Source organism: Marinobacterium sp. MBR-109, from assembly GCF_040547565.1.
Lineage (GTDB): Bacteria > Pseudomonadota > Gammaproteobacteria > Pseudomonadales > Balneatricaceae > Marinobacterium.
Map to the genome: position 1 here is coordinate 24,846 of NZ_JBEPPZ010000001.1, position 19,651 is coordinate 44,496.

Genomic DNA, 19,651 nt, shown 5'->3' on the forward strand with positions numbered 1-19,651 from the left:
GCGCCTGTTGAAACATGAACATCAGAGGGTCTGATCAGAGCTTGCAGGCTCCGCCTTCACACCCGCCGTCGTCGGCCTGATCAGAGGCGCCGTCACGGGTGTTGTGGTAGTAAAGGGTCTTTACACCGTTTTTGTAGGCGGTCAGCAGATCCTGCAGCAACTGCTTCATCGGCACCTTGTCACCCGGGAACTTGGACGGGTCGTAGTTGGTGTTGGCCGAGATCGACTGGTCTACGAACTTCTGCATGATACCTACCAGCTGCAGATAGCCGGTGTTGTTCGGAATGCTCCAGAGCAGTTCATACTGGTTTTTCAGCTCAAGATACTCAGGCACCACCTGCTTCATGATGCCATCCTTGCTCGCCTTCACCGAAACAAAGCCACGTGGCGGCTCGATACCGTTGGTGGAATTGGTGATCTGGGAGGAGGTTTCGCAGGGCATCAACGCCGTCAGCGTGCTGTTGCGCAGACCGAATTCGCGAATGTCCTCGCGCAGGGTCTCCCAGAAGTAATGCAGCGGCTCCTGACAGTAGTCGTCGATATCACGCTTGTAGGTGTCTGTCGGCAGCAGACCCTTGGCGTAGGTGGTCTCGTTGAATTTCGGGCAGGGCCCCATCTCCTTGGCCAGCTGGTTGGATGCCTTGAGCAGATAGTACTGGATCGCCTCAAACGTACGGTGCACCAGACCGTTGGCACTGCCATCGGAGTAGCGTACACCGTTCTTGGCCAGGTAATAGGCAAAGTTGGTCACGCCCACACCCAACGTACGACGCGACATGGTGGCGTTGCGGGCAGCCGGAATCGGGTAGTCCTGGTAGTCCAGCAGACTGTCCAGCGCACGCACGATCAGATCCGCCAGGTCTTCCAGCTCGTCCAGATTGGCCAGCGCACCCAAATTGAATGCCGACAGGGTGCAGAGCGCGATTTCACCTTCGGGATCATTCACATCCTTCAGCGGCTTGGTCGGCAGTGCAATCTCCAGACAGAGGTTGGACTGCTTCACCGGCGCCACGGCCGGGTCAAACGGGCTGTGTGTGTTGCAGTGGTCCACGTTCTGGATGTAGATACGACCGGTAGAGGCACGCTCGGACATCATCAGACCGAACAGTTCGACCGCCTTGATGGTTTTCTTGCGAATCGACTCGTCCTGCTCATACTGCACATACAAACGCTCGAACTCGTCCTGATCAGCGAAGAACGCCTCATACAGGCCCGGTACTTCATGCGGGCTGAACAGGGTGATATTGCCGCCCTTGATCAGACGCTGATACATCAGCTTGTTGATCTGCACGCCATAGTCGATGTGACGCACGCGGTTCTCTTCAACACCCCGGTTGTTCTTCAGTACCAGCAGGGATTCCACCTCCAGATGCCAGATCGGGTAGAACAGCGTGGCCGCACCGCCACGCACCCCGCCCTGGGAGCAGGATTTGACGGCGGTCTGGAAGTGCTTGTAGAACGGTATACAGCCAGTGTGGAACGCTTCACCGTTACGGATCGGGCTGCCAATGGCACGGATGCGACCCGCGTTGATGCCGATACCGGCACGCTGCGAGACATACTTGACGATAGCTGCAGCCGTGGCATTGATGGAATCCAGGCTGTCATCGGTTTCAATCAGCACACAGGAGCTGAACTGGCGCGTCGGGGTACGTACTCCGGCCATGATCGGCGTCGGCAGCGACAGCTTGAACAGCGAGGTAGCGTCATAGAAACGCTTGACGTATCTCAGTCGCGTTTCACGCGGGTAATTGGAGAACAGGCAGGCCGATACCAGCATGTAAAGCTGCTGCGGGCTTTCAAAAATCTTGCCGCTGACACGGTTCTGTACCAGATACTTGCCTTCCAGCTGCTTCACGGCCGCATAGCTGAAGTTCATGTCACGCGCATGATCGAGATAGGCATTCAGCTCGTCAAACTCTTCACGGCTGTAGTCTTCAAGCAGATGGCGGTCGTAGCGGTTGTCTTCGACCATGCGTACAACGTGGTCGTAGAGATGTGGCGGCTCAAAGTCGTTGAAGGCCCGCTTGCGCAGATGGAAGATCGCCAGACGTGCAGCAAGGTACTGATAGTCGGGTGCCTCTTCCGAAATCAGATCGGCCGCTGACTTGATCAGCGTTTCGTGGATATCCGAGGTTTTGATGCCTTCGTAAAACTGAAGGTGAGCGCTAAGCTCGACCTGAGAAACCGAAACGTTTTCGAGCCCTTCGGCAGCCCAGATTATCACGCGGTGGATCTTCTCCAGGTCGATCGGCTCGCGGCGTCCATCACGTTTGGTAACCATCAGATTCTGCTGCATATGACGCTCATCCCAGTTTCAGTCAGTATTGTCGTTCAGGCGTGGCTCTGCCTGTATTCCCTGAAGCAGCCCGCCCGGCCCGGCCAGTGGCTGTGACAGCATGTGTCGCCATCAGTACGCACCCAACGAGAACGCCTGATCACTTTTTAGACGGAAAGCACTATATATAGTGTGGCACTGCTTACAGGGCACTAAATATAGATATCGGGGGAAAGATTTCAATCTTGATTTTAAGCCGTTTGGAGTGTAGCCGATACCGGCTGGCGGCCACAAATGCGGTATGACAGGGGCTACAGGGGAGCGAACTCAAAAATGAGTTTTTTTCATATGAAAAACCATCACCAAGAAAAATCTGCATAGCCAAAAAAGCCTGACCCACCTCAGGATACTGCCGCTTTACAAGCATCGACCTGATCATTAGAATGCGCAGCTCGCTGGTGGGGTTCCCGAGTGGCCAAAGGGATCAGACTGTAAATCTGACGCGCGAGCTTCGGTGGTTCGAATCCACCTCCCACCACCATCTGATTGAAACGAAAGAGCCCTGCCCTAACCGGTGGGGCTTTTTTGTAACTCAAAACGCGACAGTGGATGAGAGCCACCGAAGGTGGTTCGAGCCGAGCCACGCAGTGACGAGACGACGTTGCGGCGCAGACGCAACGGCCCGAAGGGGTACAATCCACCTCCCACCACCATCTGATTGAAACGAAAGAGCCCTGCCCTAACCGGTAGGGCTTTTTTGTTTTTCCGCCTGTGCCATTTTGACCAGCCAGCGAAACAGGCGCAGTTGCGACGGCAAGTAAAACAGATACTCCGGGTGCCACTGCACACCGATAATCGGCTGTCCCGCCGTTGACTCCACCGCCTGTGTCAATTCGTCCAGATCGCGCCCTACCACCCTGAGCCCCTCGCCCGGTACACGCACCGCCTGATGGTGCAGACTGTTCACACGCAGCTTTTCGCGCTGACAGATGCGCGCCAGTGCCGAGCCCTGCTCCAGCCGCACCTGCTTGGTGGGCAGTAGGCCGGGGCGGTTATAGGTCAGACGGCGCAGGTGACGAATGTCCTGATACAACTGACCACCCAGCACCACATTGATCAGCTGAGAACCGCGGCAGATACCCAGCATCGGCAAACCGGTATCCAGCGCATGATGAATCCAGCGCATTTCCAGTTCATCCCGTTCCGGATCAAGCCGTACCGGCTCACTCAACTCGCCGCCGTAATGCTCCGGGCTGATGTCATCCCCGCCACCAATGATCAGGGCATCGACGGCGGTTTCAGGTACCTCATGGCGCACACTGACCCGCACCGCCTCTGCACCTGCCAGACGCAACGCCAGCCGGGTACACCACCAGGAAGGTGACCAGCGTCGACTGTTACCGGTTACCGCCACCCGCGTTGTTGCAGCCATCCATCCACCTGTAAAACCCACTGTTTTCGGTTAACCCCCAGCAATGGCCGGTAAGCCTGCAACCAGGCTTCACTCAGCTCGGCTCGCGCCTCGGCATCTGCCGCCAGCTGTTCAACCATCCACCACTGGTTCCATTCGCTCGCCAGCGACCAGGCCGGATTTTCAATTTCACAGTTGGGCAGGCGGTAGTGAAATGTCGGCCGCGACTTGATGCGATCATCCGGCACTTTGGCCTGCACACGATCGGCATCGAGATGCGACAGCAGGGGCAGCAGGTCAAGCGCCCGATTTCGGGTGGCGTTATGTGTAAGGTAATGCTCGAACAGCCAGTCAAGGTCTGGGTCTGAGGCTTCCAGCAGCTCACGAATGAAAACCTCGGGGTACAGGTCAACATAGGGGGAGATCTTGCGGGCAATATTGACCGCATGAGACTCAACCAGCCACCACTGCAGCAAGCTGTAGGCCACGATGTAGGCCGTGATGGTTTCGGCATCCAGTGCAGGCAGCTCCGCGTTGATATGCACGCCCAGTGCCGCCACCAGCGAGTCACTGGTACCTTTCGCCCCGGAGCGACGCAACACATCAACCAGTGCATCCAGCTCGTCCAGTTTATCCAGCGGCAAGGGAGGACAGACCACCTCAACCGGCACCAGCAATGCCGCCGCCTGACTGACCATCCCGATCCATTCAGGTTCGGGCTCATCCGAGTCAACGGCCTGCTGCGCTTCCGCAGCCGTTCGCTTGAGCAGCGCCCAGTCCAGCTCCAGATTGTAGCTGCCCGAAGCCGTTTTGAGTTTGCGTTCGGCGGCCGAGACCTGCTCCACCTCGGCCTTCAGCACCCGCTGCATGGCCACCAGCGCTTCATCGACATTGAGCCCGGTAAATTCAAGCTCAAACCCGATCCGGCGCATCTGGCCGTCATCCCTGTTAATCACCGCTGGCATACGAAACGCCGTAGGCATGGGCTACCTCCAGTTGTCAGGCAGTGTTCATTTCACCCTAACGCAAGTATTGCGTCATGCAAAGGCTCTGTAGTCGGCTTTAGTGCTATGCAGTATGCGCCAGCTTCGTGCTAGTCTTGCAGTAACAGGTGATTCAGGACCGGTCTGAAACGGTAATGACAAACGATAACAACAAGCCTACACGCGACAGCCGCAACAACCGCACCCTGCCAAGCCAGCAGGAGTTGATGCGGATTCTGAACGAACAGCGGGTCATTCTGGACAATGCCAGTGTTGGCATCTGTTTTATCCTGCAGCGCCAGATTCAGCGTTGTAATCAGCGCTTTGCCGAAATTTACGGTTATGAAAGTGCTGAGCAGCTGGTGGGCACCAGCAGCGAACGCCTCTATCCGGACAACCTCAGCTTTCGCAAACTCGGCGTTGAAGCCTATCCCTCTCTTGCCCGAGGCGAGCGTTTCAGTACCGAGCTGCAGATGCGCCGCGCCAGCAGTGAGCTGTTCTGGTGCCGCGTTACCGGCAAGATGATCGACCCTTCCAGCCCTGAACAGGGCTCCATCTGGATCGTGGACGATATCAACCAGCAGCGCCGTGCGGCCGACTCACTGGAGCAGATCACCCGCCAGCAGCAGTTGATACTGGACCATGCGATGGTGGGTATCGTCTTTCTGCACAACCGCCATGTGACCAGCTGCAACCGTCGTTTTGCCGAGCTTTTGGGTTATCAGGCTGATGAGCTGATCGGCGCCAGCTCCCAACTCTGGTACGCCGACAAGTCGATCTGGGAAGCGGCGGGTGAGCGTTACAACGCGGTACTGTCTTCAGGCCGTGCCTTTGAAGCGGAGATGGAGTTGATCCGAAAGGACGGTACCCGGTTCTGGTGTGACGTTCGCAGCAAGGCGGTAGACCCGAACGATCTGAGCAAGGGCGGCATCTGGATCATCATGGATATCTCCGATCGCAAGGCGACCGAAGCCGCTCTGGTGGCCGCCCACCAGCAGCTGGAACACCGGGTTGAGGAGCGTACCCGTGAGCTGGAACAGGTGGTCGCCAGCCTGCATCGCGAGATAGAGGAGCGCAAGATTGCCGAAGAGCGCATCCGCCATTTGGCACAGCACGACAGCCTCACCGGCCTGCCCAACCGCAGCCTGTTCGAGAACCGGCTGCAGGAGCAGATCGAACAGGCCCAGAGCAGCCGCGATGCCTTGGCGGTGCTGTTCGTAGACCTGGACCGTTTCAAGCACATTAACGACTCCCTCGGCCATCACGAAGGCGACATGCTGCTGCGCAGTCTGGCCGAGCGCCTGCGCCAGGCAGTGGGCCAGCAGGGTACCCTGTCACGCATCGGCGGTGATGAGTTTGTCATCATGCTGAGTGACATCAAGCCCCGCAGCCGGATTGAGCAGCTGATCATGCGCATACAGACGGCGCTGGTGCCGGTTTTTCGCGTAGGGGTGCAGGAGTTCAGAATTTCATCCAGCATCGGTGTAGCGGTTTACCCGGAAGATGGCCATACGCCTCAGGCACTGATTCAGCATGCCGATGCCGCCATGTATCGCGCCAAGGCCAATGGCCGTAACCGTTACCACTTCTACAACCACCGACTCGATAATGAACAGAGCGAGCGCGTTGAGCTGGAAAACGCGCTGTTTCATGCCCTGCGTCACGAAGAGTTCGAGCTGCACTACCAGCCCCAGGTCGAGATCCAGAGCGGTCGCGTTGTAGGTGTTGAAGCGCTGATCCGCTGGCAACGACCGGGCCACGGCATGGTATCGCCCGCGAATTTCATTCCGCTGGCGGAAGAGAACGGTTTGATCACGGAGATCGGCAGTTGGGTGCTGGAACGTGCCTGCGCCCAGCTGGAGCAATGGCAACAGCAGGGGCTGGACCTGCGGGTGTCGGTCAACCTGTCGGCGCGCCAGCTGGATGATGCCCATTTCTGTGACAAGGTGGCGCGTTGCCTTAAACGTTACCGGCTTGACCCCAGCCAGCTTGAGCTTGAGCTGACCGAAAGCATCATCATGAAGCATGTGGACCAGACCATCCGGTTGCTGGAACAGCTGGACCGCATGGGAGTTCATCTGAGCGTGGACGATTTCGGTACCGGCTATTCAAGCCTGAGCTACCTCAAGCGCTTCCCGCTCAACAAGCTCAAGATTGACCAGTCCTTCGTACGTGAAATCTGTGTTGATTCTGATGATGCCACCATCTGCCGCACCATCATCTCCATGGCGGACAACCTCAACCTGACGGTCATTGCGGAAGGGGTGGAAGATGCCGATCAACTGGCACTGCTGGCCGAGTTTGGCTGCCACCAGTATCAGGGCTATTTTTTCAGTCGTCCGGTGCCGGCGGAACAGATCCCGGATCTGTTCGCCAGCATTTCGCAGCCGGAGCTGTGGAACTACCAGATCTGAGCTATTTGCTCATGCCACCCATAATGCCACGGACAGCCGCCGGGATGTCGCCGGGCAGCAGTACAATCTTGGCATTTTCACCCGCTGACATCTCCTTGATCGCTTCCACATACTTCTCGCCCAGCAGGAACATCACCGGCAATTCATTGCCCTGGATCGCTGAGGTCACTTTCTCGATGGCCGCCTGACTGGCTTCAGCCAATACCACCTTGGCCTCGGCATCACGACGCGACGCTTCCAGTCGTCCTTCCGCTTCCAGTATGGCGGCGGCCTTTTCACCACCGGCCCGGGTGACGGTGGCTCGACGCTGACGTTCGGCCGCCGCCTGCTCTTCCATCGCTGTCTGCATGGTCTGAGACGGATTGATGTCCTGAATTTCAACCGTTTTCAGGGTAATGCCCCAGTCAGCGATATCGTCCGAGATCGCGCCCTTGAGCTTGGCCTTGATACTGTCACGATTGGACAGAGCCTCATCCAGACTCATCTCGCCCACAATGGAACGCAGTGAAGTCTGCACCAGATTCTGGATCGCAAAGCGGTAGTCCTCAACACCGTAGACCGATTTTTCCGGCGACACGATATTGATGTAGGCCACTGCATTGGCGATGATCACGGCGTTATCGAGCGTGATCACATCCTGTGACGGAATATCCAGCACAATGTCCTTGGTCGTGACCTTGTAGGCCACACTGTCGATATAGGGGAATATGATGTTCAGCCCCGGCCCCAACGTCTTGTGGTACTTGCCCAGCCGCTGTACTACATGCTTACTGCCCTGAGGCACAATCTTGACGCCCAGAAACAGGGTGATTACCACCAGCGCCAGAAATACTCCGGCCATTGTCAATCCATCGATCAGCATCCGTTTATCCTCATGCAGTGACTTGAAGGTTTGGTTGTATCAGCGTTTTCTGACAATCAGGGTGTTACCGGAAATTTCCGTAATCACCACTCGATCACCCACTTCGACCGGCTGTTCACAGATGAACTCCCATTCATCATCACCCAGTACCGGTGTGGTAAATCTGACCCGCCCTCGCCGTTCGGCCTGCGGGGCCTCTATTACCTGCCCGGTTTCGCCCAGTGCCGCCTCGCGTGAAATGCCGGCCTTGGTTCGATCCAGCATCATCGGTCGCAACAGGCGAAACCAGGCCAGCGCAAAGAGGCCAGAACCTATCGCCCACAGCACCAACTGCAGGCTCAGCGTCAGGTCCGGCAAAAGCCAGGCCAGCAGGGCCATCAACAGAGCACCCAGACCAAACCAGAAAATGGTAAAGCTGGGCACCACCAGCTCGGCCAATATCAGCAACATGCCAAACACGACCCAGTGCCAGTATTCGATCTGAAACTCCATGATGCGTCCTTGTATGGAAAGAGATGGGAGGGATTATGCAATACCTACCATAGCAGGTCGATATGAGTAGCACTAATTGAGGATGCCCTGATATTACGCAGGTGCAGCATTATGATTAAACCCGGCGTATAATTCGCCGCGATAAAAACAACTCAAACTGCATGACAGCCCCTACGGCTGAGAGAGAAACCTGCCATGTCGACAAGCACACCCGGTGCGCTGGCGCACAATTTTCTGGGCAATGCCCCTGCCTGGTACAAGCAGACCATTGTACTCTTCCTGATCATCAATCCGGTTTGTCTCTGGCTGTTTGGCCCTCAAGCCACCGGCTGGCTGCTGATCGCCGAGTTCATCTTCACCCTGGCAATGGCACTCAAATGCTATCCGCTGTTGCCCGGTGGACTGCTCGCCACCGAAGCCCTGCTGCTGGGCATGACCTCTCCGGAGACCCTCTATGCCGAGATTCAGACCAACCTGCCGGTCATTCTACTGCTGATGTTCATGGTGGCCGGAATCTATTTCATGAAGAGCCTGCTGCTGGTGACCTTTACCAATATTCTGCTGCATGTGCGCTCCAAATACCTGTTGGCGCTAATGTTCAGCATGACCGCGGCCCTGCTGTCTGCCTTTTTGGATGCGCTGACCGTTACTGCCGTTATCATCAGCGTGGCAGTGGGTTTCTACTCCGTTTACCACAAGGTCGCTTCCGGCAAACCTCATCACCATAAAAGCCATGACCATGTAACCGATCAAGACGTAGTGGATCTTCACCGCGAGGATCTGGAGGGCTTTCGCGCCTTCCTGCGCAGCCTGCTGATGCACAGCGCCATCGGTACCGCCTTGGGGGGCGTTTGCACGCTGGTGGGCGAACCACAGAACCTGTTGATCGCCAAAACCGCCGGCTGGGACTTTGCAGATTTCTTTCTCAAAATGGCCCCCATCTCGATGCCTGTGCTGGCGGCCGGCCTGATCACCTGTGTGCTGCTGGAGAAACTCAAGCTGTTCGGCTACGGCGTCAAGTTGCCCCGGCCCGTTCTGCAGGTGCTGAAGGAATTTGCCGATGCCGAACGCGCCAAGCGGACACCGAGCCAGAAAGCCGCATTGATCGTCCAGGCAATTGCTGCTGTCATACTGGTCGTGGGCCTGGCCCTGCACTTGGCGGAAGTGGGGCTTATCGGCCTGCTGGTGATCATCCTGATCACCTCCTTTAACGGCGTGACCGACGAGCACCAGATCGGCAAGGCCTTTCAGGAGGCGCTGCCCTTCACATCACTGCTGGTGGTCTTTTTTGCCATTGTGGCGGTGATACATGAACAACATCTGTTCAGTCCGATCATCACGGCAGTACTGGCACTGCCGCCAGAACAACAGCCCGGCATGTTTTTCCTCGCCAACGGCGTGTTGTCGATGATCTCCGACAACGTGTTCGTCGCCACGGTCTATATCAGTGAAATCAAGCAGGCGCTGGACAACGGTTTGATCAGCCGCGAGCATTTTGATCGACTGGCGGTTGCCATCAATACCGGCACCAACCTGCCAAGCGTTGCCACGCCCAACGGTCAGGCCGCTTTCCTGTTCTTGCTGACGTCGGCAATCGCACCACTGGTACGGTTGTCATACGGCCGCATGGTGATCATGGCGCTGCCCTACACAGTGGTTTTGGGCGGGGTTGGCCTGCTGTCGGTGATGCTGTTCATCAAGGCCTGAAGGCGCTGCGCTCGCCCTGTCGCGAGCGCATCAGCGTACCAGCGGCCAGCCCAACAACAGTGTGGTCATCGTGACCGCACCAACCAACAGGTTCATCGGCACACCAACCTTGAGAAAGTCACTGAAGCGATAGCCGCCGGGGCCGTACACCATGAGGTTGGTCTGATAACCCAGCGGGGTCGCGAAGCTGGCCGAGGCCGCGATCATGATGGCGAAAATGAACGGCTCATGCTGCAGACTGGCGCGTTCGGTCACCTCCAACACGATCGGCAACATCAAAACTGCAGCCGCGTTATTGGTGATGATTTCCGTAAGGATGGATACTGCCAGATAGGTCAGCAATAACAACAGCCAGGGCGTGCCTGCACTCAGGTCGACAATGGCGTGGGCAATCCAGCCTGAGACACCGGTTTTCTGCAGTGCAGCCCCCAGTGCAAAAGACGCGGCGATGGTCAAAATTACGGTCAGATCGAGGCTCTTTTCCGCCTGAGACACACTGCAGCAGCCGGTCACCACCATCATGCCGGCACCCACCAGCGCCGCATTGAGCATACTCGTCACACCCGTACCGGCGGCAAGTACAATCGCCGCCAGAATGCCCCAGGCCAACCAGGCGCGTTCATGGCGTGGCTGCGATTTGTCCAGGTCGTTAATCAGCAGGAAATCCTTGTTGTAGCGCTGGCGGCTGACAAAAGCCGGACGTGCCTCCAGCAGGAGAGTATCCCCCGCTTCCAGTACGATATTGCCCAGGTTGCCCTGCACCCGCTCTCCGTTGCGTGCTACCGCCAGCACAACAGCACCGTAGCGATCCCGAAAACGGGCATCACGGATCGCATGGCCGACGGCATCACAGTGGGGTGACACCACCGCCTCAACCAGACTGCGCTCGGCGCGATCCAGATTGAGCGTATCGGAGTGGCCATTTTCCGGCGAAGGGACGATTCCATTGATGCGCAGCAGATCTGAAATGGCCTCGGTATCGCCGGCAAACACCAGCCGGTCACCATCGCGCAGCTTCTCTTCGGACGGCACCGCAGTCACGATATTGCCGTTGCGTTCAATTTCGACCAGATAGACCCGATCGAGGCTGCGCAACCCCGCCTGCTCCACGCTTTGCCCCACCAGCGGCCCACCCGGTGCGACGGCGACCTCAAGGGTGAACTCGCGCAGATTGGCAAAAGCACGTTTTTCGCTGCGATCCGGCAACAGGCGCGGAAATACCAGCCAGATGAATGTCAGACCCACCAGCACCACCGGCAGCGCTACCGCCGTAATCGAAAACAGGGACAGACCCGGTTCCCCGGTCAGCTGCTGATACTGGCCGTTAACAACCAGATTGGTACTGGTTCCGATCAGCGTCAGCGTACCGCCGAGAATGGCACTGTAACTGAGCGGAATCATCAGCTTGGACGCGGGAATATTGATCTTGCGTGACCATGCATGGATCGCCGGAATCATGGTCGCAACCACGGGGGTGTTGTTGAGGAAGCCGCTGAGCAGAACCACCGGCGCAAAGATGCGAGCCAATGCACCACGCACCCCTTTCGGTTTGCCCAGTACACGGTTGACCAGCATGTCGACCCCACCGGAAGAGTGAATCCCGGCCGCCACCACAAACATGCAGGCAACAGTGATCAGGCCCGAGTTGGAAAAGCCGGCCAACGCTTCATTGGCGCTCAGTACGCCACTGATGCTGAGCAGCGCCAGCACCGCCATCATCACGATGTGCGGCCCTATGCGTGTCAGTATCAGCACGGCCAGTGCCGTAATCATCAGACTCAGTGCAAACCAGCCCTGCCATTCCACAGCAATAACCCGTATCCGTTAAAAACCACCAAGATACAGGGTTATTTTGATTCTATAAAAGAATAATAGATAACAGATCTATTCGATTATTGAATATAAGATAACAGCGGGAGTGCTGCCTCCCGCATCTCCTTACACATCAACAGAAGTCTTGAAGCGGGCGATCAGACCACGCATGGAGTCCGACTCCTGGCGCAGGGCATTACTCACTTCCCGCGCGCTGCCAACACTGGCCACCAGCGAGTCGGCACTCTCTTCCAGTGCCTGGGCACGGCGGCCTACACGGCCGGTTTCATTACGCTGGGTCGCAATCGCATCACTGATGCCGGTACTGTGACTCTCCAGCTCCACAAACTGCTCCTGCAACCGCTCCAGGAATGCGCGCAGGGCAGTAATATGGGAGCGGTTTTGGCTACCGGCATCGCGCATGCCATCCAGTTGTTGTTCGACCTCTTTAACACCGGCCACCAGCTCCTCAACCCACTGACGGATATCACGAGTGGAATCCGAAGTGCGCTGCGACAGTACCCTGACCTCATCTGCCACCACGGCGAAGCCTCGCCCATGCTCACCGGCACGGGCGGCTTCGATGGCGGCGTTCAGCGCCAGCAGGTTGGTCTGTTCGGCGATATCGGCAATGATGCTGATCACCTGACTGATGCGCCCGCTGGATTCGGTCAGGGTTGTGATCGACTCACTGACCCGATTGATAATGCTGACCGCATGGTCAGCCGCCTGTTCACTGCTGCTAATACCCTGCTGTGCTTCCGCATTGGCCGCCAGCGCTTCGCGCACCGTATTCGCGGACTGCTCACTGGCCGCCTCGATGGCGGTCGATTGGTGCGCAATGTTGTTCATCGACTGGTTCACGTCATCGATCAATCGGCGTGTCTGGGTTGAGGTGCTGTGCAGGGTTTCCGCTTCCCGGTCGAGCTGAGCGGAACGCTCGGTCAAGCCGCTCGCAGCGACACGCACATCACCCACAAAATGCTCGAACCGTTGCACCAAGCCACTGAGAGCCCGATTGACGCCAGCAACTTCATCATTGCCATCAACCACAGGCACACCGGTCAGATCACTGTTGCGGTCCATGGCGCTCAAGTCCTGTTCCATCCTTTGCAGACGCAGGATCACGGTATGCCGCAGCCAGAGGGTCATACTCACCACAATGACAAAAAACAGAGCAGAACCACCGAACAGATAGTTCTGCTGCCCGGCGAGAAAGGCCAGCAGGTCCTGGGCGGCATCCGACAGCCCCTCACGACTGGTCTGCTGACGTGCGGCAATGGCCTTGAGCATCGGCTCAAGAGCCGGCACCAGATCAAAATCGACCACCTGCCCGACTCGGTAGTAACTCTTTTCGCTGATACCGGATGCCATGGCATCCAGATACGCCATCACACGATCAAACTCGGCACGATGCGCTTGAGCCCAGTCACTGAGCCCGGCATTGCCTTCGATACGTTTCCAATGGCTGGGCAGCGCCTGCTTCAACTCGGCATGGGTCGGTTCAATTTCATCCCACAGCAACAGCTGGGCCTTGGTTTTGTAGGACAGATCCTGCAGGCGACGGTGATCCTGCTCCAGATCAACCAACAACCAGGTTTCTTCAAGACTGGTGTGAATCAGGTTATTGGAAGCTTCCTCAGCCTTGAGAATAATACTCCAGGCCAGCGTGGCCAGACCGGCCAGCGCCAGCACGCAGAGGAAGGCGAAAAACAGAATACGAAAACGGACTGTGCCAAGCATAATGACTCCAAATGCATACTACGCCCGGCAGGATATGTCTGAGAGATGACTGTTTGATGACAGCACCACAGGCCGGTGCAAAACTCACCGGCCTGCAATACTCAATGAGCGTTCAATGACGCTCAGTCGCGTGCGAGATCGTGCCTTGCAACCGAGGCAAGCCAAGGGAGATCAATAGCGTCGTGACCAGCATGGCGGTCGAAATCCAGAGACAGGCCTGCAGGCCACTGCTGCCCATGCCCGCCAGCTGAAACACCCAGCCGGACAGCAGCGTACCGATCAGACGCCCCATGGCATTGGCCATGTAGTAGAAACCCACGTCCAGCGATACACCGTCACTGCCGGCGTAGCTGACGATCAGGTAACTGTGCAGCGACGAATTGACGGCAAACACTGCGCCGAACAGCAGCAGGCCGCCGATCAGCAACACCGCAGGATCCAGTTCATACAGCAGCCCAAGCGCGATCAGCGCCGGCAGCAGAGCCAACAGAGCCACCCAAAGGGTCGCCGCAGCACCATCGGGTACCTTTCCCGCCGCCTTGCCGGTCAGCCGGGGAGCAAGTGCCTGCACAATGCCGTAGCCGATCACCCAGAGCGCCAGAAAGCCGCCGGTCTGGCTGTGATTCCAGCCCAGTGTCTGCGACAGAAACACCGGCAGGGCGACCACAAACCAGACATCACGGGCACCAAAGAGGAACATCCGCGCCGCTGATAGTATGTTGATGGCACGGCTTTTGGAAAAAATGTCGCGGAACTTCGGCTTGTGTTTCGCCTTGCCCAGATCCTGCTTCAGCAGCACCAGACTCAGCAGCCACACCAGCGTCAGTGCCACTGCCATCGCTGCCACGGCCCCGGCAAAGCCCAGCCACATCAGCAGCGCGCCGCCGAGGAAAAAGCCCACGCCCTTGAGCGCATTCTTCGAGCCGGTCAGCAGCGCCACCCATTTATAGAGCGTGCCCTGCGCATCCGTCGGTACCAGCAGCTTGATCGAGCTTTTGGCGCTCATCTTGTTCAGGTCCTTGGCGATGCCGGACATCGCCTGCGCCGCCATCACCCAGGGTACAGTGAGCCAGACAGCGGGCACCAACAGCATCGCCAAGGCGATCACCTGCAGCGCCAGGCCGATGTTCATGGTGCGGTTGAGACCCAGATGGGCCCCGAGCCAGCCCCCCACCAGGTTGGTGATCACGCCGAAGATTTCGTAGAACAGAAACAGCAGCGCGATCTCCAGCGGCGAATAGCCCAGACCATGAAAGTGCAGCACCACCAGCATGCGCAGAGCGCCGTCGGTCAGGGTAAAGGCCCAGTAGTTGCCGGTGACCACCAGATACTGGCGGATGGCGGGGGAAAGCCGGCTCAGCATTTACGCGCGCCCGACCTTCAGTGCCAGTTCAGCGGTGCGGTTGGCGTAGCCCCACTCATTGTCGTACCAGACATAGAGCTTCACCTGAGTGCCGTTCACCACCATGGTCGAGAGCGCATCGATGATGCCTGAACGCGGATCGGTCTTGTAATCGATCGATACCAGCGGGCGTTCCTCATAGCCCAGGATGCCTTTCAGCTCACCCTCGGCTGCGGCTTTCAGCAGCGCGTTGACCTCTTCCACGGTAGTGTCGCGGGCAACTTCAAACACACAGTCGGTGATGGAGGCGTTGGCCAGCGGCACACGGATGGCATGACCGTTCAGTTTGCCCTTCAGCTCCGGGAAAATATGGGTGATCGCGGTAGCGGAGCCGGTGGTGGTCGGGATCAGGCTCATGCCGCAGGCGCGGGCGCGGCGCAGATCCTTGTGCGGCGCATCCAGAATGGTCTGGGTGTTGGTGATATCGTGGATGGTGGTCATGGAACCGTGCTTGATGCCCAACTGCTCATGGATCACCTTTACCACCGGCGCCAGACAGTTGGTGGTACAGGACGCCGCCGTGACGATGCGATGCTGCGCCGGGTCAAACAGGTGATCGTTCACGCCCATCACCAGATCCAGCACGCCCTCCTGCTTCACCGGCGCGGTGACCACCACCCGCTTCACGCCCTGATCCAGATAGGCCTGCAGCACCTCTTTCTTTTTCATCTTGCCGGACGCTTCGATCACCAGGTCACAGCCGGACCAGTCGGTCTCTTCGATGGTTTTGTTGCGGCTGATGGCGATACGCTGGGTGCCAATCAACATGCTGTCACCATTGGCCAGCGCTTCATGCTGCCAGCGACCGTGCACAGAATCGAAGTTCATCAGGTGTGCCAGCGTCGCGGCATCACCGGCCGGATCGTTGATCTGTACGATTTCGATGTCGCTCTGCTCAAACAGCACCCGCATGGTCAGGCGCCCCATGCGCCCGAAGCCGTTGATCCCCACCTTGATGGTCATGATGTAAACTCCCTCACTGAAAATCGGTTAAAAATGCACAGGTGAAAAATGAAGTGGACACTAGCATCCCTGTGTTACGTTCCGGTGAACCAGTGCCGAGTGCGATTGACAATTGCCACCAGCGACAGCATCACCGGCACTTCTACCAGCACCCCGACCACCGTGGCCAAAGCTGCGCCCGAGTGCAGGCCAAACAGGGAGATCGCTACGGCCACGGCCAGTTCGAAGAAGTTGGAAGTACCGATCATGCAGGCCGGAGCTGCCACGTTATGCGGCAGCCGCAGCCAGTAGGCAGCGGCATAAGCGATGATGAAAATGCCATAGGTCTGGATCAGCAGCGGGATGGCGATCATGCCGATACTGAGTGGCTGGGCGATGATGGTTTCCGCCTGAAAGCCGAACAGCAGCACCACCGTAGCCAGCAGACCCAGAATCGACCAGGGCTTGAGGGTATGCAGAAAGCCGTCGAGTCGGGCACCATCGCCCTTGCGCTCCAGCCAATGACGGGTGAATACACCCGCTACCAGCGGCAGCACCACATAGAGCACCACTGACAGCAGCAGGGTTTCCCAGGGCACATGGATATCGCTGACACCCAGCAGAAAGGCGGCGATCGGCGCAAAGGCAAAGACCATGATGATATCGTTCACCGATACCTGCACCAGCGTGTAGTTGGCATCACCCTTGGTCAGCTGGCTCCAGACGAACACCATCGCGGTACAGGGTGCCACACCCAACAGGATCATGCCGGCGATATACTCGCCCGCCGTTTGCGGATCGACCCAGTCGGCAAAAATCACCCGGAAAAACAGCCAGCCCAGCGCGGCCATGGTAAAGGGCTTGATCAGCCAGTTGATGATCAGCGTCAGCACCAGCCCCTTCGGCTTCCTGCCCACATCCTTGATCGAGCTGAAGTCGATCTGCACCATCATCGGGTAGATCATCACCCAGATGAACACCGCCACCACCAGATTAACGTGGGCAAATTCCAGCTCGGCAACCGCACCAAAGAGGCCCGGAACCAGGTTGCCCAGCACCACGCCGGCGAGAATGCACAGTGCAACCCACAGGGTCATATAACGTTCAAAAATACCCATTTCGTTTTTGCTTACCCCAGCAGTTTCTGAATCTCGTCCGGACTGGCCACTTTGCCTTCGACCATAATCTCATCATCAATCGCCAGCGCCGGTGTGCGCATGACACCCGCATCGATGATGGCATTGGTATCGGTGACCTTTTCGATCTCGAAGTGGATTCCCTTGGCGTTGGCGGCCTGCTCAGCGTTTTCAGTCAGCTGTTTGCATTTGGCACAACCACTGCCGTAAATGGTGAATTTCATCCTGTCTTCCTCATATTCAACGTTTCAGATCAGCCTGACCTGTTCAGGCATGCCAGAGATTGCCGTATACATAACCGGTGATGGTGGCCATCACGACAACCAGTGCACAGTAGACCAGTGTTTTCTCGGTGCCCAGAATGGTTCGAATCACCAGCATGTTGGGCAGTGACAATGCCGGACCAGCCAGCAGAAGGGCCAACGCCGGCCCCTTGCCCATTCCGGCCCCCATCAACGCCTCCACAATCGGCACTTCAGTCAGTGTCGAGAAATACATCAGGGCACCAAGGAAAGAGGCGAGAATGGTCGACATCAGGCTGTTGTCACCCACTGCAGCCGCAACCCACTGCGATGGAATGATGCCTTCACTGCCCGGCCGCCCCAGCGCAAAGCCGGCAACAAACACCCCGGCCAGCAGCAATGGCAGGATCTGTTTGGCAAAGTCCCAGCTTTGCACGGCCCACTCCCGATCCTGTTCGCGCAGGCTCGCAATGATCATCAAGCCGGCAATGCCGATGGCAAACGGCAGTTCGGGGGCCTTAGGCACAAGCCAGGCCGCCACCAGTACCACGGCGCCCAGCAGCAACAACTGATGAGCCGGCCAGTGCCAACGCCAGACCAGCAGCGCAGCCAGCAGTGATGCCAGCACAGCGGTGATCGGCCACTTCCATTCATAAATCGCCATCCATGTCTCACTGTCGGCCGCCGCCCAGTTGGCAAATACCAGAATCCCGACCATCAGCGCAAAGAAGCCGACAATAACCCCCATGGGGCGATCGCCCGACTCACCCTCAAAACCGCGACTGCTTTTAACTGAACGCTCGGCTTCTTCCCTGCGGTAAATCAGATGCATGATGGTGCCGATCACCAGCGCAAACAGAATGGCACCCACAGCACGGGCGATACCGATCTCGGCACCGAGTACCTTGGCCGTCACCACCACCGCCATCACATTGATTGCCGGGCCGGAATAGAGAAAGGCGATCGCGGCCCCAAGACCCGCACCCCGCTTATAGATGCCACCAAACAGCGGCAGTACCGTACAGGAACACACCGCCAGCAAGGTGCCCGAAACAGAGGCCACACTGAACGCGACCGGCTTGGATGCATCAGGCCCGAGGTAACGCATCACGGCACCCTGACTGATATAGACCGCCATGGCGCCGGCGATCAGAAACGCGGGGAGCAGACAGAGGATGACATGCTCACGCGCATACGAGTTGGTCAGACGCACCGCTTCAAGTACGGCGTTGTCAAAGCGCGCGGTACCCGCCGGTACAAAATAGATGGCAAGAAAGGCCGCCAGCATGAGAAACAGCAGGTTGCCTTCACGCCGGTTACTGTCATAGAGCCCTAACAGTTGCTTGTACACGACAGGTACCTCGGTATTCAGATGTATTAACCGGCCAACGCCGTACCGCAGACATTGCCACCCTTGCTTGGGCGATCACCCATTGCGTCCAGACGCGCCAGTGGCTGTTGCAGCATGCGAGTGCCGTGTTCACGTGTCTGGCGCAGCACCTCCCGCATCCAGTCATGCAGCAACGGATGCAGGCGGTAAAAGACCCACTGCCCCTGGCGACGATCCAGCAGCAGCCCCGCCTTGCGCAGCTGACTGAGATGGCGTGAGATTTTCGGCTGTGGCAGGTCCAGTGCGGCCATCAGTTCACACACACACAGCTCTCCTTCCTGCTCGATCAGCAGCAGGCTGAGCAGGCGCGTTTCATCCGCCAGTGACTTGTAAAACTCCAGCGGCTGCAGCACTTTCACCGCCGAGTTCACGTCCTTGCTGTTCACCAGCACGAACAGCCGGATTCGCTCGCTGATCTCCTGCAGGGTGCGCGCAAACGCTTTCGGGTCATTGCTCGCCTTGGGGTCCGGGAAATCCCAGGCCATCACCACACCACTGCCGGGCCAGTAGCGGCACTCACGGTGCGCCTTGTCACACAGACTGATCACATAGTCGAAATGCTGATCTCCAAGGCTCTCGACTGACTTGGAGACAAGTCCCTGTGCTTGAAGCCCAAAGCCCTTCAGTGCCTCCAGGGTACGGGGGTCGACCGTTGAGGGCTCAGTGCCGGCACTGAATGCGTCAAATTGATCACCGCCGAAATGACGCAGCAGCACCTCAGCCATCTGTGAGCGAGCGGAATTGGCCGAGCAAAGGAAAAGGACGCGTGTTTTCATATCACCCCCTGAATATCTACATAGCACTATATATGAAAAAACACATATTCAAAACACGCCA

The 19,651-nt window shown here is 57.8% G+C and carries 15 protein-coding genes and 1 tRNA gene; 3 read left to right on the forward strand and 13 right to left on the reverse strand.

Features of this window, described 5'->3' with window-relative positions:
* Positions 1–34: 34 nt before the first annotated feature.
* Positions 35–2,299 (reverse strand): class 1a ribonucleoside-diphosphate reductase subunit alpha, encoded by a 2,265-nt coding sequence (nrdA, locus tag ABIE60_RS00160; RefSeq protein ID WP_354466792.1) that lies wholly within the window; start codon positions 2,297–2,299, stop codon positions 35–37.
* A 436-nt stretch (positions 2,300–2,735) separates the two neighbouring features.
* On the opposite strand from nrdA, the gene ABIE60_RS00165 reads away from it, so the two are divergent.
* Positions 2,736–2,819: transfer RNA gene (locus ABIE60_RS00165), tRNA-Tyr, on the forward strand.
* A 198-nt stretch (positions 2,820–3,017) separates the two neighbouring features.
* On the opposite strand, the gene ABIE60_RS00170 is transcribed toward ABIE60_RS00165, so the two are convergent.
* On the reverse strand, positions 3,018–3,710 hold the full coding sequence (locus tag ABIE60_RS00170; protein ID WP_354466794.1) for a gamma-glutamyl-gamma-aminobutyrate hydrolase family protein: 693 nt from the start codon (positions 3,708–3,710) through the stop codon (positions 3,018–3,020).
* Complete coding sequence (locus ABIE60_RS00175) at positions 3,683–4,672, reverse strand: amidoligase family protein (RefSeq protein ID WP_354466796.1); 990 nt, start codon at positions 4,670–4,672, stop codon at positions 3,683–3,685. Before ABIE60_RS00175 ends, ABIE60_RS00170 begins: the two co-directional genes overlap by 28 nt.
* A 155-nt stretch (positions 4,673–4,827) precedes the next feature.
* On the opposite strand from ABIE60_RS00175, the gene ABIE60_RS00180 reads away from it, so the two are divergent.
* Positions 4,828–7,086 (forward strand): sensor domain-containing protein, encoded by a 2,259-nt coding sequence (locus ABIE60_RS00180; RefSeq protein ID WP_354466797.1) that lies wholly within the window; start codon positions 4,828–4,830, stop codon positions 7,084–7,086.
* Between the two features lies 1 nt (position 7,087).
* On the opposite strand, the gene ABIE60_RS00185 is transcribed toward ABIE60_RS00180, so the two are convergent.
* Together ABIE60_RS00185 and ABIE60_RS00190 are read right to left on the reverse strand one after the other, a co-directional pair.
* Positions 7,088–7,948 carry an SPFH domain-containing protein gene (locus ABIE60_RS00185; RefSeq protein ID WP_354466798.1) on the reverse strand — a complete coding sequence of 287 codons (861 nt, stop codon included), beginning with the start codon at positions 7,946–7,948 and terminating at the stop codon, positions 7,088–7,090.
* Between the two features lie 39 nt (positions 7,949–7,987).
* Positions 7,988–8,440 (reverse strand): NfeD family protein, encoded by a 453-nt coding sequence (locus ABIE60_RS00190; protein ID WP_354466799.1) that lies wholly within the window; start codon positions 8,438–8,440, stop codon positions 7,988–7,990.
* 195 nt (positions 8,441–8,635) lie between these two features.
* Between ABIE60_RS00190 and nhaB the strand changes: the two genes are divergently transcribed.
* Complete coding sequence (gene nhaB, locus ABIE60_RS00195; protein WP_354466800.1) at positions 8,636–10,147, forward strand: sodium/proton antiporter NhaB; 1,512 nt, start codon at positions 8,636–8,638, stop codon at positions 10,145–10,147.
* Positions 10,148–10,177: 30 nt separating this feature from the next.
* Here the strand turns inward: nhaB and ABIE60_RS00200 are convergent, their stop codons facing one another.
* The 8 genes from ABIE60_RS00200 to ABIE60_RS00235 all read right to left on the reverse strand — a co-directional run bounded on the left by ABIE60_RS00200 (position 10,178) and on the right by ABIE60_RS00235 (position 19,590).
* Positions 10,178–11,953: an SLC13 family permease gene (locus ABIE60_RS00200; protein WP_354466801.1), complete on the reverse strand. Its 1,776-nt coding sequence runs from the start codon at positions 11,951–11,953 to the stop codon at positions 10,178–10,180.
* A gap of 132 nt (positions 11,954–12,085) precedes the next feature.
* Positions 12,086–13,702 carry a methyl-accepting chemotaxis protein gene (locus ABIE60_RS00205; RefSeq protein ID WP_354466802.1) on the reverse strand — a complete coding sequence of 539 codons (1,617 nt, stop codon included), beginning with the start codon at positions 13,700–13,702 and terminating at the stop codon, positions 12,086–12,088.
* Positions 13,703–13,814: 112 nt separating this feature from the next.
* Positions 13,815–15,065 (reverse strand): organoarsenical effux MFS transporter ArsJ, encoded by a 1,251-nt coding sequence (arsJ, locus tag ABIE60_RS00210; protein ID WP_354466804.1) that lies wholly within the window; start codon positions 15,063–15,065, stop codon positions 13,815–13,817.
* Complete coding sequence (locus ABIE60_RS00215; protein WP_354466806.1) at positions 15,066–16,067, reverse strand: ArsJ-associated glyceraldehyde-3-phosphate dehydrogenase; 1,002 nt, start codon at positions 16,065–16,067, stop codon at positions 15,066–15,068.
* Positions 16,068–16,141: 74 nt separating this feature from the next.
* Complete coding sequence (gene arsB, locus ABIE60_RS00220; protein WP_354466807.1) at positions 16,142–17,164, reverse strand: ACR3 family arsenite efflux transporter; 1,023 nt, start codon at positions 17,162–17,164, stop codon at positions 16,142–16,144.
* A gap of 11 nt (positions 17,165–17,175) precedes the next feature.
* Positions 17,176–17,406: a thioredoxin family protein gene (locus tag ABIE60_RS00225; RefSeq protein WP_206840870.1), complete on the reverse strand. Its 231-nt coding sequence runs from the start codon at positions 17,404–17,406 to the stop codon at positions 17,176–17,178.
* A 43-nt stretch (positions 17,407–17,449) separates the two neighbouring features.
* A complete protein-coding gene (locus tag ABIE60_RS00230) occupies positions 17,450–18,775 on the reverse strand; it encodes a permease (RefSeq protein WP_354466809.1) in 1,326 nt (441 codons plus the stop codon).
* Positions 18,776–18,801: 26 nt separating this feature from the next.
* Complete coding sequence (locus ABIE60_RS00235) at positions 18,802–19,590, reverse strand: metalloregulator ArsR/SmtB family transcription factor (RefSeq protein ID WP_354466810.1); 789 nt, start codon at positions 19,588–19,590, stop codon at positions 18,802–18,804.
* Between the last annotated feature and the right edge of the window lie 61 nt (positions 19,591–19,651).

Bases quoted from the DNA above. Each gene is read 5' to 3' on its own strand.
- nrdA (WP_354466792.1), bottom strand. From the start codon at position 2,299: ATGCAGCAGAATCTGATGGTTACCAAACGTGATGGACGCCGCGAGCCG.
- ABIE60_RS00170 (WP_354466794.1), bottom strand. From the start codon at position 3,710: ATGGCTGCAACAACGCGGGTGGCGGTAACCGGTAACAGTCGACGCTGG.
- ABIE60_RS00175 (WP_354466796.1), bottom strand. From the start codon at position 4,672: ATGCCTACGGCGTTTCGTATGCCAGCGGTGATTAACAGGGATGACGGC.
- ABIE60_RS00180 (WP_354466797.1), top strand. From the start codon at position 4,828: ATGACAAACGATAACAACAAGCCTACACGCGACAGCCGCAACAACCGC.
- ABIE60_RS00185 (WP_354466798.1), bottom strand. From the start codon at position 7,948: ATGCTGATCGATGGATTGACAATGGCCGGAGTATTTCTGGCGCTGGTG.
- ABIE60_RS00190 (WP_354466799.1), bottom strand. From the start codon at position 8,440: ATGGAGTTTCAGATCGAATACTGGCACTGGGTCGTGTTTGGCATGTTG.
- nhaB (WP_354466800.1), top strand. From the start codon at position 8,636: ATGTCGACAAGCACACCCGGTGCGCTGGCGCACAATTTTCTGGGCAAT.
- ABIE60_RS00205 (WP_354466802.1), bottom strand. From the start codon at position 13,702: ATGCTTGGCACAGTCCGTTTTCGTATTCTGTTTTTCGCCTTCCTCTGC.
- arsJ (WP_354466804.1), bottom strand. From the start codon at position 15,065: ATGCTGAGCCGGCTTTCCCCCGCCATCCGCCAGTATCTGGTGGTCACC.
- ABIE60_RS00215 (WP_354466806.1), bottom strand. From the start codon at position 16,067: ATGACCATCAAGGTGGGGATCAACGGCTTCGGGCGCATGGGGCGCCTG.
- arsB (WP_354466807.1), bottom strand. From the start codon at position 17,164: ATGGGTATTTTTGAACGTTATATGACCCTGTGGGTTGCACTGTGCATT.
- ABIE60_RS00225 (WP_206840870.1), bottom strand. From the start codon at position 17,406: ATGAAATTCACCATTTACGGCAGTGGTTGTGCCAAATGCAAACAGCTG.
- ABIE60_RS00235 (WP_354466810.1), bottom strand. From the start codon at position 19,590: ATGAAAACACGCGTCCTTTTCCTTTGCTCGGCCAATTCCGCTCGCTCA.